Source organism: Anabaena sp. FACHB-1237, assembly GCF_014696225.1.
Taxonomy (GTDB): Bacteria; Cyanobacteriota; Cyanobacteriia; order Cyanobacteriales; family Nostocaceae; genus FACHB-1237.
The window spans coordinates 79,903-95,178 of the sequence record NZ_JACJPV010000016.1; the positions used below are offsets into that span (position 1 = coordinate 79,903).

General features: G+C 34.2%; 9 protein-coding genes. 5 read left to right on the forward strand and 4 right to left on the reverse strand.

Annotated features, from left to right (window positions below; translation table 11 throughout):
• Positions 1 to 768: 768 nt before the first annotated feature.
• The gene (locus H6F32_RS10500) at positions 769 to 1,785 is read right to left on the reverse strand and encodes a ribose-phosphate pyrophosphokinase (RefSeq protein ID WP_190369276.1); all 1,017 of its coding nucleotides are present in this window, start codon (positions 1,783 to 1,785) and stop codon (positions 769 to 771) included.
• Positions 1,786 to 2,497: 712 nt separating this feature from the next.
• On the opposite strand from H6F32_RS10500, the gene H6F32_RS10505 reads away from it, so the two are divergent.
• Positions 2,498 to 4,207 (forward strand): serine/threonine-protein kinase, encoded by a 1,710-nt coding sequence (locus tag H6F32_RS10505; protein WP_190369277.1) that lies wholly within the window; start codon positions 2,498 to 2,500, stop codon positions 4,205 to 4,207.
• Between the two features lie 306 nt (positions 4,208 to 4,513).
• Here the strand turns inward: H6F32_RS10505 and H6F32_RS10510 are convergent, their stop codons facing one another.
• A complete protein-coding gene (locus H6F32_RS10510) occupies positions 4,514 to 6,526 on the reverse strand; it encodes an HAD hydrolase-like protein (protein WP_190369278.1) in 2,013 nt (670 codons plus the stop codon).
• 284 nt (positions 6,527 to 6,810) lie between these two features.
• On the opposite strand from H6F32_RS10510, the gene bioD reads away from it, so the two are divergent.
• The 4 genes from bioD to H6F32_RS10530 all read left to right on the forward strand — a co-directional run bounded on the left by bioD (position 6,811) and on the right by H6F32_RS10530 (position 12,520).
• On the forward strand, positions 6,811 to 7,497 hold the full coding sequence (bioD, locus tag H6F32_RS10515; protein WP_190369279.1) for a dethiobiotin synthase: 687 nt from the start codon (positions 6,811 to 6,813) through the stop codon (positions 7,495 to 7,497).
• A gap of 80 nt (positions 7,498 to 7,577) precedes the next feature.
• Positions 7,578 to 8,801 (forward strand): M20 family metallopeptidase, encoded by a 1,224-nt coding sequence (locus tag H6F32_RS10520; protein WP_190369280.1) that lies wholly within the window; start codon positions 7,578 to 7,580, stop codon positions 8,799 to 8,801.
• Between the two features lie 390 nt (positions 8,802 to 9,191).
• Positions 9,192 to 9,950: a peptidylprolyl isomerase gene (locus H6F32_RS10525; RefSeq protein WP_190369281.1), complete on the forward strand. Its 759-nt coding sequence runs from the start codon at positions 9,192 to 9,194 to the stop codon at positions 9,948 to 9,950.
• Positions 9,899 to 12,520, forward strand: a complete 2,622-nt coding sequence (locus H6F32_RS10530; RefSeq protein ID WP_190369282.1) for a type I secretion system permease/ATPase — start codon at positions 9,899 to 9,901, stop codon at positions 12,518 to 12,520. Before H6F32_RS10525 ends, H6F32_RS10530 begins: the two co-directional genes overlap by 52 nt.
• A gap of 370 nt (positions 12,521 to 12,890) precedes the next feature.
• Here the strand turns inward: H6F32_RS10530 and H6F32_RS10535 are convergent, their stop codons facing one another.
• Both H6F32_RS10535 and larC read right to left on the reverse strand, forming a co-directional pair.
• Positions 12,891 to 13,811, reverse strand: a complete 921-nt coding sequence (locus tag H6F32_RS10535; protein ID WP_190369283.1) for a lysylphosphatidylglycerol synthase domain-containing protein — start codon at positions 13,809 to 13,811, stop codon at positions 12,891 to 12,893.
• 6 nt (positions 13,812 to 13,817) lie between these two features.
• Entirely contained in the window at positions 13,818 to 15,062 is a 1,245-nt protein-coding gene (larC, locus tag H6F32_RS10540) for a nickel pincer cofactor biosynthesis protein LarC (protein ID WP_190369284.1), read from the reverse strand.
• Between the last annotated feature and the right edge of the window lie 214 nt (positions 15,063 to 15,276).

A 15,276-nucleotide genomic window follows, 5' to 3' on the forward strand; every position in this document is an offset into this window, starting at 1 on the left:
GCAGTATGCAAATTATGATCTTGAATTTATCCACAAACATTCCTTCTAGTAATTAATTCTGCTTGAGGATGCTTGAAGAAGAATATCAGGACTTACGCAAAAGGGAACGAAAGTAGAGGTAATTCATAAATTACACCTAGGCAAAAATAAGGTTTTCAGTCACATCTTGCGTAAGTCCTAAATATAACGAAAACTGACTGCGTTTTTGATTATAGATATCATTTATCTACAAAGTTATACCTGAGTTCTATAAACATATTGTTTATAATTTAACACTTAACTCAACCGTAAAACCATTATCGGTTGTTTTTCTGAAAATATTTAGTCATACATTTGCATTTAAGTTAATTTACATTAATTAAGATAAAATGTTAAACATTTAACTTTACTTATTCCTGTATATACTAGTAATTTTTATGCAGGATATGTAATAGATATCTGGTCGTAATTCAATGTCCGCCTGCCTGTCGGCAGACAGGTGATTTGAAACCCCTTCTATGGACAATTCATGAATTTTCCCTACATTCATTTTCGCTCCTATGTCTAATAAATTAGTTGATTAACTTGGTTGAGGTCATATACCCCCGCGCTTGTGGTATTTTTTCGGTATTTTTTATAATGTAGCATTAATATGTAGAATTAATATTTATAAAAACCACATACTATCAAAAATATGGAAATTGATGTTTAAATAAAACTTAATCAAAAATAAAGCCCCGACTTCTCAAAGAAGACCGGGATCTTCATAAGGATAATAATTTTTTCCTACTAACGGAATAAACTACTTAGAGAACTATCTTCATGAATTCTCCAAATAGCTTCTCCCAATAAATTAGCTACCGATAAAGTTACTAACTGGGGAAAATGATTCTTTTCTGGAATAGGAATAGTATTCGTAACTATCACTTCCTCAAATACTCCTGTAGAAAGTCGTTCAATTGCTGGCGGTGAAAATACTGCATGGGTGGCACAAGCATATACTTGACTCGCTCCTTCTTGACGCAGCAGTTTTGCACCTTCAGCAATTGTACCTCCAGTATCAATCATATCATCTACTAATATGGCGGTTTTACCCCTCACATCACCAATGACATTTAATACTTCAGCTACATTATGCGCTTGACGACGTTTATCAATAATTGCTAAAGGTGCATCATTGAGTTTTTTCGCAAAAGCTCTAGCTCTGGCCACACCACCCACATCAGGAGAAACAACTACAATATCCTGTAGGTTTTTAGTGGCTAGATAATCTAAAATCACTGGTGAACCATAAACATGATCAAAGGGTATATCAAAATATCCCTGAATTTGTGCTGCGTGTAAATCCATTGCTAATACTCGACTAGCTCCTGCTTGAGCAATTAAATTAGCAACTAATTTCGCAGTAATGGATTCTCTTCCTGCCGTTTTTCTATCAGCACGAGCATAACCATAATAAGGAATTACTGCGGTAATTTGTCTTGCTGAAGCTCGACGGCAAGCATCAATCATAATCAGTAATTCCATTAAATGATCATTTACAGGTTTACAGCTAGGCTGAATTAAATAGACATCGCAACCACGTATAGACTCTTGGACTTGAACATACAGTTCACCATCCGCAAACCTTTTACGAATCATTGGACCTAGGTCTATTCCTAAATAACGAGCTACTTCTTGCGAAAGTGTGATATTAGCAGAACCAGAAAACAGACGTAGACGATTATTTTCTGGGATAGAGGTTGTAATTGATGATACTGGTAGAGTAGCGGAAGTTAGCACAGCAGATCCTCGAAGTGCATTCATGATGATATAGTTCAGAGATTGAGCAGATTTAACCAAGACAAACTAAACAAAAAACTGTGAGTTTTTTGGGAGTTTTCATGCAAAACAGCAGCACTTATCCATAAAATTAACATTCCTGATGTTTGAGTATTCCTGGGACACAAGTAACTAATCTTTCAAATGGCTTGAGAGTTGTTAGTTTTTGGGTTTTCGTTATCTGCCCAAATCTTGTGGTAGTCTTTTTGAGCGGATAGTAGATTAATTATTGTACCTATTTCTTTTATAACTGAGAAAAAATATTCAGCTTAAGTGTTAGGTGTAAATGTTTTGGGTGTAGGAATTTATTTTATGCTAATCTGGACATTTAAGAAACTAAAAAATTAGATATTTAATCTTAATTTAGCTTTCAGGAGTCAGTAGGGGTTTAGCAGTGGTAAACCCAGTGAGTCAGTAGTCCGGAATCAGCAGTCCGCGCTCCACTATTTAATTTTTCTCCCCACTCTTGAATCTTAACCTAAACTAGAATTTATAGCATTTACCAGCTATGGCACAAACACTTTTTTAGGGATGCTTAGACTATATAAGGTACAATTAAGATATATAAATTATATTTTAATATACACTAGCATCATTGTCGGTAAAACTCATTAACAGCCGTTTGGATATCCTTATTCATAAGCTAACTACTGACAACTAACCACTGACCACTGAATATTAAACTTATTCATTGACTATGCAACCACCCATTTCAATTGGCTCTATTCTGCAAAATCGTTACCATATCATTCGTATGATTGGACAAGGTGGGTTTGGTAGAACTTATTTAGCGGAGGATCAAAGAAGATTTAATGAGCTTTGTGTTCTTAAAGAGTTAGTTTCCACTACTATGGGAACATCTCATGGAGAAAAAGCACAGGAGTTATTTGAAAGAGAAGCTGCTATTTTATACCAAATTGATCATCCGCAAATTCCTAAGTTTCGAGAAAAGTTTGCTGAGGATAAACGTTTATTCTTAGTTCAAGATTTCATCGTTGGTAAGACTTACCGCACTTTACTATATGAACGTCAAATTACTGGCAAAATTTTTACAGAAATAGAAGTTTTAAGATTACTGCATCTATTATTACCTGTTTTACAGTATATTCACGGTCAAGGTATTATTCATCGTGATATATCTCCTGATAATATGATTCTGCGGGAAAGTGATTCTTTTCCTGTTTTAATTGACTTTGGTGTAGTTAAGGAATTAGCGACAAAGTTACACGCAACAAATGTTAGTTCAGTTACTACAGTAGGTAAACCAGGATATTCTCCTAATGAACAAATGCAAACAGGTCGTGTTTATCCTAGTAGTGACTTATATGCGTTAGCTGTGACTGCTATAGTGCTATTGACTGGTAAAGAACCTTCTGATTTATTTGATGAAAATCAATTAGTTTGGAAGTGGCAAAGATTTGTTAATGTTAGTCCAAGATTTGCTGAGATATTAGAGCGAATGTTACATCATGTTCCTGGTGAACGTTATCAGAATGCGGCTGATGTAATACGAGCATTAGATAGTTTAGATGAAAATTTTCGTCCTACTCCTAATGTTTCTTCTATTCGCACTGTTGCAGTAGGTAATAGTCCCAAACCCGTTTTATCCAAACATAATGTTTCTCAATCTGGTGGTTCCTCTCCTAATCCTATTTTAGATAATCCTGTGGTATTGGGTGCTATTGGTGGAATGGTAGTAATCTTAGCAGGTTTTGGATCTTGGAGTTTAGTAACTTCTTTAAAAAATTCAGTTAAGCAAAGTACACCAACTATTACAACAACTCCCCAATCTTTTGCTTCTCCTGTTATTTCTTCTAGCATTGCTACATCTACACCTATTCCTACAGCCACATCTAGTATAACTGAGAGTCCAGAACCAGTTATTTCTACTTATAAAATTGCATTTGATTCATCTAATCAGGCTAATGTGAAGGGAATACTCAAAAAAAATGCTTTAATTCAGTATAATTTTTTCAGTAAACCAGGACAAAAACTAACTATATCTGTTAATGCAGGTGATGGTATTTCTATTACTTTATTAAATAGTAATGGAGAACCTGTAAACAATCAATCTTCTCAATTTACTCGTTATGAGGAAGTTCTCTCTGATGGTGGTCAATATACTATTGAATTAAGTTTATCTAATAACGAATCTGAAATTAACTATATTAACTATAGTTTAAATTTGGCTTTGGAGTCTCACGCAGCAGCGACGGAAACACCTACTCCTACTCCTATGGAAACATCTACTCCTACGGAAACATCTACTCCTGCGGAAACACCTACTCCTACAGAAACACCTACTCCTACGGAAACATCTACTCCTATGGAAACATCTACTCCTACGGAAACACCTACTCCTATGGAAACACTTACTCCTACGGAAACACCAGAATTACCGCTATAAATGGCAAGGTTTGTCTATAGCAAGAGTCATGTAGATGTGATACTAAATACATAGTTTATGCAAATAGTAGGGGTAATTCATGAATTACCCCTACATATATACATCTGAAAATTTAAAAAACCTTAAAAAGACATAAACTAGGACTTACGCATTGACATAATCAACTAAATATGGACTATGGGTTTCGGGCATTTTAACGTGATTTTTTGATGATTTTTGAGTGATAGCTTCCCTTGCCGTGAGCATTGCTACTGATCAGAAGTTAATCGCCAAAAGCCTGAAACGACGGATTTTCGTTCATTCACATCATGGTGAATTTGTACAGTGCGTAAGTCCTATAAACTTAGATTTAATAGATGAAAGTAAGTCTTGATATTTGATAAAACCTTCTATTCCTATACGAATCATAGGAGAACTTTTAGTTATTGAACCCTGAAACCATATATTTTGATTATCGGGTAATTTTCTAGTTAAAAAAGATTGCAGAATATCCGTTAAATTGTAGGATCTGGCTAGAGATTCAGTTGTTTCACTATGTCCTTTTTCCCAAGGAAAATTACCCCAAGTGTTTGCTTCTATTTCTGAAGGATTTAACCAAAAACATTTTAGCACATCTGCGGTTGCTTCTCGCACATCCGCCCCAGGATTAACTAATGTTTCATCTAGTAATAAGTTATCAATAAAACAGTCAATACTTTTTCTGACAAATGGTAATCCCCAGTCTATCACTTTTTGATTACATTCTTTCCGAAAAACTGGTTTAATTTGTCCATTTTCTTCTCGAAAACTAATGACAGTACCATGTTCCGCAGTACAGAACATTTCTAGAGGAACTATACCATAATTAGGGAGAAATTGTTTAAAACCAATTTGTTGTCTTTCGTCAAAAAAATAGCCTTTTTTATGATCAATTTGCTGGTTATTATTATTCTTTTTAATACCAAAAAAGAAACCTGCATCAAGTTTAGCATCATGGGTATTAAGAATTGCTGCTAGGGAATCATAGGAACTACCAAGCCAACCAATATCTACTAAACCTTTACTAGTGTAATCTAATAATCCTTCTTGATCTAAATATTGTTCCAATACTTGTTTAGCTTGATATGCTTTTTCAAAAATAATCTCTCTAAATTCTTCATTTTCTATCAGTGAATGTAGTTTGTTTTGTTCTCTGTAATTAAGAATTTTTAACCAATCTTGTTGTGTAAAACCAATTTTAGTTAAATGATCATTAACTTCTTCTGGAACGATACCAACTCTTGCTAAAAACTCGTGAATAGATACGTTACCTGTTGTATCTAAAAGCCAACTTGATCTTTTTAAGAATTTAATTGCTTCTTGATTATTTAAACTAGCTAATGCTGGTAAATTCCACGCAATTCTACTACCATAAACATAGCAAAGTTCACAATCAATTTTCAATTTATCTGCTAATTTTTTCGCTATAGCTAATAAAATTTCTCCATCTCTTGAGACAAAGTAAAGACGTTTTAAATTCATCATTTTACTTTGTTGAAGTATCCACAATACATAACCAATTAATGTAGGTGCTATGACTCCTAAAGCTACATCTTGTAAGCCTTTTTGGTATAATGATGATGTGGGATTTTGCAATCTAGTTAATCTGGAAGCTCCGGCCATGACGGAAGATAAACCTTCTGTAGCATAGCTATAATATTCTAATATTTTTTCATATTTATTCAGAGCAGTTTCTGTAAAATGCTTAACTTGTAAACCTGCTTTTTTACCTCCTTTAATATCAGAAATTAAATCATTACCATGATGCAATATTTGATGAGGAGGAACATGATGAATCTTGATTATTTCCCGAAAAAGTTCACCACTAGGTTTAGATTTTCCGTATTCATTAGATACATAAATTAAATCGCCATCTTCCCACAATGAATGTGTTAATAATTGTTGTTTCAAAAATTCTGATGGTAGATACATATCAGAAACAAACATAATTTGTTGTTTTTGATTTCTAGCAGTTCTGATTATTTCTTTAGCTATGGGAATAGGTTGCAGTAATTGAGATTCTATTGCTAGTTCTTTTTGCATTATAACTTGACTTTGTTCAGCAGTTAGTCTCAATTTTATGGCTAGTTCTATATAGATTTTCTCCAGAGAACATTTTTCACCAATATTCCTATAAACTAAATTTTCTGCTTGAATACGAGCATTAACAAATGCTTCTGGTGTACATTTAATTAAAGATTGTATATTGAGTTGTTTACCTAACAGTAAAAATATGGTTTTTGGTTCACCAGCTACTCTAGTTAATACTGTGTCAAAGATATCAAATGAAGCAATATACATTGTTTGAATCTACCTATTACTAATTACAATTTTGCAATCTTTAAAATGTTAACAGCTAAAAGTTTAGTAATCAGTTATTTTTCTATGAAGTAATGGCAATAATATATGTTAATGTTTCATTAATATACAAACTATAGTTGTAGGTTGCGTCAGACTATATGAATGCTGCAAATAAACAGATTCTTGATGTCTGACAGCCCCTACCAATGTAGCTGTTGTATAATTGTACAGTTCTTAATTGTGTTAGTATACAAAATTATCATATTGCATATAGTAGGTAGTTAATGTTTGCAAATACTTTGTTTATTCTTGGTACTGATACGGATGCAGGTAAAACTGTTGTAACAATTGCTTTAGCAGCTTATTGGCAAAAATATTATCCTCAACGTAGTTTAGGTATTATGAAACCTATTCAATCTGGTATTGGTGATAAGGAAACATATCAAAGTTTGTTCAATTTGCAGCAAACACAGCAAGAGATTACACCTTTACATTTTCAAGCACCTTTAGCTCCTCCTATAGCCGCAGCAAAGGAAAATCGTCAGGTTGATTTAGCTATTGTTTGGCAAACTTTGTTAAAATTACAAAAACGCTATGACTTGTTATTGGTAGAGTCCTTGGGGGGTTTAGGTTCACCTGTAACAGATGAGTTAACTGTAGCTGATTTGGCTAGTCAATGGCGTTTACCAGCTTTTTTAGTTGTACCTGTAAAATTAGGAGCGATCGCTCACACTGTTGCTAATATAGCATTGGCTAGACAGAATAAAATTAATCTCAAGGGAATTATTCTCAATTGTACCCAACCAAGAACAGAGGCGGAAATTTTTGATTTAACACCACCTGATTTAATTCGTAATCTTACTCAAACACCAGTTTTAGGTTATTTACCATACTTAGAAAACTGCAAAGATTTAGACAAATTAGCCCAAGCAGCAGCGAATTTAGAATGGGAAACCTACTTTAATTTGTAATTAAGCTGTTGTGATTTTAATTTTGATAAATTATGCAAGCAAGATGCTGCCACTACCATGTCACATATCCTTTAGAAATTATGACAACTATTTCTACTTTTCCTAATCCTACTAACATCAATCTTAGCAATGTGCGCTTAGAAATTCGCGCTTTACATCCTCAATTAATAGCATGGAGACGACATATACACCAAAAACCAGAGTTAGCTTTCCAGGAAAAATTGACTGCTGAGTTTATTTCTCAAAAATTACAAAGTTGGGGTATTGAACACCAAACCGGCATAGCGGAAACTGGTATTGTGGCTATTATCAGAGGTGAAAAATCGGATGATGATAGGGTTCTAGCTATCCGTGCGGATATGGACGCGCTACCAATTCAAGAAGAAAATCAAGTAGAATATTGTTCTCAACACAATGGGAAAATGCACGCTTGTGGACATGATGGACATATCGCGATCGCATTGGGTACAGCATACCATCTTCATCAAAATCGTCATAACCTCAAAGGTACTGTAAAGATCATTTTTCAACCCGCAGAAGAATCTCCTGGAGGTGCTAAACCGATGATAGAAGCGGGAGTTTTAAAAAATCCTGATGTTGATGCGATTATTGGTTTACATCTATGGAATAATTTACCTTTCGGTACGGTGGGAGTTCGTTCTGGTCCATTAATGGCAGCAGTAGAACTATTCAAATGTACTATCTTTGGCAGAGGTGGACATGGAGCAATTCCTCAACAAACTATAGATTCAATAATTGTCGCTGCACAAATAGTCAACGCTTTACAAACCATTGTATCGAGAAATGTGAATCCCCTTGATGCAGCAGTTGTAACAATTGGTACATTGAATGCAGGTACAGCTTTAAACGTGATAGCGGATACCGCAAAAATGACAGGGACAATTAGATATTTTAATCCTGACTTAGCAGGCTTTTTTACAAAACGAATTGAGCAAATTATAGCAGGTATTTGTCAAAGTCATGAAGCGAGATATAACCTTGAATATCAGTGTCTTTACCCAGCACTTATTAATAATGTAGAGATGACTGAATTGGTGCATTCTGTTGTAGAGCAAGTGATAGAAACACCTTTAGGTATAGTTCCCGAATGTCAAACTATGGGAGGTGAGGATATGTCATTTTTCTTACAAGAAGTGCCTGGTTGTTATTTTTTTCTCGGTTCTGCAAACGTAGACAAGCAATTAAACTATCCCCACCATCATCCCCGCTTTGACTTTGATGAAACAGCTTTAGCCATGGGAGTAGAAATATTTGTACGTTGTGTAGAGAAGTTTTTTGTATAAAGATACAGATGAGTTACGCAAGTGTGACACTAAAAAATCTGTTGTAGGGTGCGTCAGATATCAACAATTTGGTTATTTACATGATTTATACTGTCTGACGTGGTTGGTGAGCTTGTCGCACCACACCTTACCAATGTGCCAGTTGCGTAAGTTCTGATACAGATAAAAAATTCAACTCAACTAATTATATAGCAAGGCTAACATCTCCAAATTTTTAACAAGTGGGGATTTTTTTATTTGTTAATTTATAGCTTGGTTTTGTTGATTATTTAACTACATTTACATTTTATCAAATCTTTACCATTATCTTATATCTTTCTCTACTGTTTTCTCTATGATTTGATAGAAAAGTCTTAATAGTTTGTCTTTTATGGATTTAAAATTAATTTCATGGAATCTTCATCTTTTCTGACAGTTAATGATCAAACAATTAGTTTATCTCAAGTAATTACTTATTTACAAATATCTGGTAAACTAGCGAACTTTATCAGTGATGTTTTGCGTCAGTACGTCATTGAGGAAGAGCTAAAAAATAGAACAGATATTGATAATAATTCTGCTTTAACCGAACAAACAATTATTGATTTTCGCTTAAAAAATCAGTTAAATGATCAAGATAACTTTCAAGAATGGTTGAACAGTAATGGTACAGATTATCAAACATTTCATAAGACGATTAGTTTTACTTTTCAACTAGAAAAATTAAAACAAATCCTCACAGAACCAAAATTACCAGAATATTTCATTGACAGAAAAATTTACTTAGATAGGGTTATTCTCTCTCGCATTTTAGTCAGTAACCAGGAATTAGCTGAAGAATTAAAAACCCAAATCGAAGAAGGATCTAGCTTTGAACAATTAGCAAAAGAGTATTCTTTAGCTGATGAACGGATATTTAATGGAATGATGGGACCTATTAGCAGAGGAACTTTGCCAGATATTTTACGCGCTGCGGTAGATGTTTCTAACCCAGGAGAATTAATTGGTCCATTGGACATGGATGGACGTTTTGCATTATTTAGATTAGAACAAATCTTATCAGCATCTTTAGAAGATCCGCAACTACAAAAATCCCTACAAAATGAGTTATTTGAAAAATGGTTAACCGAGAAAATTCAGAGTTTAACAGTGAAAATACAAGTGAATTAACATCCCTAAAAAATCAGTTTTTAAACATTAATTGGCAAAAAGAACCCTTTTGTTGGTTAACAGAAGAACAACAACATCAATTTAAAGATAAAGCAGAAGTTCATGAATATCAAATTGGTGATAAAATTTGGGTTTCTCAAGTTATTAATGATCAATTAGGTTATCAATACTTAATTGTATCTGGTAAGGTTAGATTGCGAAAAACTGACGCAAATCAACCTGTTACTACTTTATCAGCAGGAGATTGGTTTGGAGACTGTCAACAATTATTTATAGGTTGTAAAGCTGTAGCTGCTAGTAAAGATGTGGCTGTAGTTTATTGGGATGCTACACTGTGGAAAAATCTGGATAATGGGCAAATTAATCAATTTTGGATGGGGCTAAAAATTACAGATCAAGAAAGTGATATTATTGATAATTCTTCCACTGTAGAAACTCTCTCAAAACCAATTATTTCTAATTATCCTGTGATTCACAGTGAAAATACAGGTGCAGCTTGTTTAGCAATGGTAGCACAATATTTACAAAATCCCGTGCCATTAGCATGGGTACAACGTCAATTACGAGGGGAAACTCCTAAAAATCTTGTAGAAGCAGGAGAAAAATTAGGTTTAATACTGCGAAAATTGCAGGTAAATTGGTGTGATTTACAGCAATTATCCTTTCCTGTATTATTATTATGGAAATCTCCATCTGCTAGTAGTTGGGTTGTAGCTTATGGGATGAAAAATCAATGTTTAATTATTGCCAACCCTTTGCATTTTGAATGTGAATATTTATCACAATCTCAGGTAGAAAATTGCTGGGATGGTACATTATGGCAAGCAGAAATTACTTCTCAACAAGAAAAGTTTAATTTATCTTGGTTTCTTCCCGCAGTTTGGCAATATCGTAGGTTATTAGGAGAAGTTTTATTAGCTTCTTTGACTTTACAAATTTTGGGTTTATCTTCTCCTTTAATTACCCAAGTGATTATTGATAAAGTCATGGTACAAGAGAGTTTAGCTACTCTGGATGTGATGGCCATTGCCCTCCTTTTAGTTGCTACTTTTGAATCAATTTTAGGAGTTCTCAGACTATTTATATTTACCCATACTGCTAGACGTTTAGATTTGAGTTTATCTGCTCAATTATTTCGTCATTTAATGCGTTTACCTTTAGCTTATTTTGAATCTCGTCGTGTGGGAGATACGGTAGCTAGAGTCCAGGAATTAGAGCAGATTCGCCAATTTCTCACAGGTACAGCTTTAACGGTAATTCTTGATAGTATTTTCGCTGTTGTTTACTTAGGATTGATGTTTTATTATAACATAATTCTCACCTTAGTAGCTTTAGCTGTATTACCATTATTTGCTATTTTAACAATTATTTCTACCCCCATTTTAAGAAACTGGTTAAATCAAACTTTTAACCGCAGTGCTGACAGTCAATCATTTTTAGTTGAGACAATTACTGGCATTCATTCTGTGAAAGCTCATGCAGCAGAACCCATAGCTAGACAGCGTTGGGAAGGTTTATTTGCGAGATTTATCAGAACTAGTTTTAAAGCATCAACTACATCAAATATCAGTAGTAATATTGGTGACTTTTTAACTAATTTTTCTACATTATTAATCTTATGGTTTGGTGCAAGGTTAGTTATTGATCATCAACTGACTATCGGGCAATTAATCGCTTTTCAAATGTTATCAGGAAAAGTGACAGCACCATTATTAAGACTTGTACAATTGTGGCAAAATCTGCAACAAGTTTTATTATCTGTAGACAGAATTGGTGATATTTTAAATGCTGCACCAGAAACAGAAAATGGTACAGGTTTAGTATTACCACAATTGCAAGGAGAAATTAATTTTGAAAAAGTATTTTTTCGATATAATGCCCATACAGAACCAATTTTAAAAGGTATTTCTTTTCATGCAAAACCTGGTCAATTTATTGGTATAGTTGGACGTAGTGGATCAGGTAAAAGTACCCTTTCTAAATTATTGCAACGTCTCTATCAAATTGAATCTGGAAGAATATTAATTGATGGTTTTGATATCAAAAGTTGTGACTTGGTATCATTAAGACAACAAATAGGAGTAGTGCTACAAGAAGATTTTTTATTTAATGGTTCAATTGCGGAAAATATCTCTTTAGGAAACCCAGAAATTACTGCTCAACAAGTAGTAGAAGCTGCTAGACTGGCAGTGGCACATGATTTTATTAGTCAACTACCTTATGGTTATGAAAATAATGTCGGAGAACGTGGTACAGCATTATCAGGAGGACAAAGACAAAGGATAGCATTAGCACGTTTATTTCTTTCCTCTGCACCTATTTTAATATTAGATGAAGCTACCAGTGCTTTAGATAGTGAAACTGAACAACAAGTATTACAAAATCTTCAAAAAGTCTCTAGCGATCGCACTGTCTTCTTAATCGCTCATCGTTTTGCACCGTTAAAACGTGCTGATTTAATATTAGTCATGGAAAAAGGTATAATCGCCGAAAGAGGTACACATACAGAATTATTACAACAAAAAGGTTTGTATTGGTCATTATATCAAAGACAACAGGCTAATATCTAATAATAAAAACAAGTAGAGCTTGCTGAAAGAGTTGAGAATAAACTTGATGAAAATTGCTTATTGCGAACCAAAACCATCATTAAAAAAAACCAATTCTTGGCACTAATTCATGACAGCTATTCAACTAGAGCCATACAAGCCTATCTAAAAAGCAGCACCTATTTCTTCTTTAAATATGGCTGCATATTCCGATTCAAATTCTGTCCAAGGTATTATTTTCGCTAAGATCACCCATCGGTTATCCGATAGTGTGTAGTGTCTTGTAGAATTTCTAATCAGAAATAACTGTAACTGTGGGATCGCTTTCCACAAAGCAGCGGTAGAGTTTAGAAATTGTAAAACAGGAGTATCAATTATCAATTATCAATTATCAATTATCAATTATTAATGTAGCGATCGCAGCACCAATAATTTCCGCTAAAATACTGATAAGACGATATAAAGCGATCGCACTAATAATCAAGGCCATCTCCCATTTAGATTGTAACAGCAAAATAGCCGTAGTTTCAAAAACACCCAAACCACTAGGCGCACCAGGAATAACCAAACCTAATACCCAAGCACAGGTAAAAGCGCCAAATAATAACGGTATTTGTTCCCAACTTAAAGAACTTAAAGCGGAAATTGTCATAATAAAACCAGTTCCCCGTAACCCTAAAAATACTAATTCTCCTAATAACGGGATCAACGGATAACTATTAATAATATCAGAATTATTTTCTAAAGAATATATTTGATTTTTTTGTTTTTTTCTATTCTTCCAACTATTTAAAAACTTAATTAACCAATTTAAACATCGAGGATGAATAGTAAATAATACCACAAACAACAATAAACATTGTAGAAATATTACCCCATAATTCCAGCTACTAATAACTAAATTCCCAGAAAATATAATAATCAAAATTACCGCAGACGCTAACATCATTAAAGGTTCTAACAAAACACTGACAGTAGCAACTTCCGTAGCAACATTAGCATTTTTAGCAGCCATAACTCTACCATAATAGTGCCAAATATTGCCAGGTAAATATTTAGCAACATTAGTTTTTAAATAAACACAAATAAATTCAAAAGTCGGAACATTTTCGCCAAAAGCTGTTAATATTAAAGTCCAAACATAACCTGCCCAAATATGAGCCAATAAAGTAATAAAATTAGCTAATATCAACATTAACCATCCCCTTTGACCAATGTGAATATTACTAATCTGTAACCAATTATCCTGAAAAGTTCTTACTAAGAAAAACAGAGTTATACCCAAAATAAACCAACGTAAAAACTTCTTCATTTTATTTCAGATACCTTGATCTTTATACCAAACTTCTAAAACCATTCTTTGTACTTCTCGTAAAGGTAAATTATGTTCCCGTGCTAAAATTGCACAATCTTCATATTCTGGATGTACATTAATCACATCTACACTATTAGCATATCTAGCAACTTTTACGCGCACAGTACCATAATTAGTCACAACTTCCTCAAATTTTCTTTGTAAAATACGACGTTTTTCCCTATTACGACGAATACCCAAAGTAGTAGTTTCTCGAAATAGGATATTTTCGCAAACCTCAACCTTTTCAATATGACAAATAACAGTTAATAAAATACCCGGACGCGATTTTTTCATCCCAATAGGTTGAGTAAAAACATCTAGTGCACCAGCAGCAAATAAAGCATCAAAAATATAACCAATAGCTTGCGGGTTTAAATCATCTATTTGGGTTTTTAAAACAGTAACATCTTCAATATCTTCCGTATTTTCTAAAGGAGAATTAGATGAACTTTCACCATACCAAAGACGTAATATATTAGGGATAGATAAATCCAAAGAACCTGCACCTAAACCTACCTTTTTGACAGTCATTGGTGGAGGATCACCAAAATTTCTGACTAAAGTAGTAGCGATCGCTGCTCCCGTTGGTGTTACTAATTCCTTATCAATACCATTACTATAAACAGGACAACCGCGCATCTCCCACAACTTCAGCACAGCAGGAACAGGTACAGCCATCACCCCATGAGCAGCACGTACAGTACCGCCTCCCGTTGGTAAAGCAGAACAATACAACAAAGGCCAACCTTGAGCATCAATATCAATACCCAACCAATCCAAACCCAAACAAACACCTACCATGTCCACAATCGCATCTATAGCCCCCACCTCATGAAAATGAACTTTTTGAGGTGAAATGCCATGAACAGCCCCTTCTGCCACAGCCAACTGGCGGAAAACAGCTAAACTCCAACACTCCACCCTTGCTGGTAAATTAGCATTAATAATCATTTCCTCAATTTCGGGCAAATGTCGGCCATGATGATGATCATGGTGGTGATGGTGCACTAAGTCAACAAAAACCTGAGTAGTTACTTGACTACGACGGTGAACAGATTCAGCGCGTAGTTTATACTCTGAAGCAATACCCAAAGCATTCAGTTTCTCAGATAAATAATCTAAAGGTACACCTAAACTGACCAAAGCACCGAGAAACATATCCCCAGAAATACCCGTAGGACATTGAAGATAAGCAATTTTACTCATAATCTTAATTTAAAGATCCCCTACTTCTTTTTGAATCATCTGATACTTTTAACCGAGACATTCCCTGACATCTGAGATATCGTGAATGTCCAGTACAACATTACCAACTGAGTTGATAAAGGTGGTATCCCACATTGCCTTGAGGAAAATCCCCAAAGCTCCATTAAAATCTCGCGGTATGTCATAACCGCAATTAGGGCAAACAAAGCTCTTA

Coding starts and splice junctions, on each gene's coding strand:
- H6F32_RS10520 (WP_190369280.1), top strand. CDS start 7,578: ATGACAACTATTTCTACTTTTCCTAATCCTACTAACATCAATCTTAGC.
- H6F32_RS10530 (WP_190369282.1), top strand. CDS start 9,899: ATGGTTAACCGAGAAAATTCAGAGTTTAACAGTGAAAATACAAGTGAA.
- H6F32_RS10510 (WP_190369278.1), bottom strand. CDS start 6,526: ATGTATATTGCTTCATTTGATATCTTTGACACAGTATTAACTAGAGTA.
- H6F32_RS10500 (WP_190369276.1), bottom strand. CDS start 1,785: ATGAATGCACTTCGAGGATCTGCTGTGCTAACTTCCGCTACTCTACCA.
- larC (WP_190369284.1), bottom strand. CDS start 15,062: ATGAGTAAAATTGCTTATCTTCAATGTCCTACGGGTATTTCTGGGGAT.
- H6F32_RS10535 (WP_190369283.1), bottom strand. CDS start 13,811: ATGAAGAAGTTTTTACGTTGGTTTATTTTGGGTATAACTCTGTTTTTC.
- H6F32_RS10505 (WP_190369277.1), top strand. CDS start 2,498: ATGCAACCACCCATTTCAATTGGCTCTATTCTGCAAAATCGTTACCAT.
- H6F32_RS10525 (WP_190369281.1), top strand. CDS start 9,192: ATGGAATCTTCATCTTTTCTGACAGTTAATGATCAAACAATTAGTTTA.
- bioD (WP_190369279.1), top strand. CDS start 6,811: ATGTTTGCAAATACTTTGTTTATTCTTGGTACTGATACGGATGCAGGT.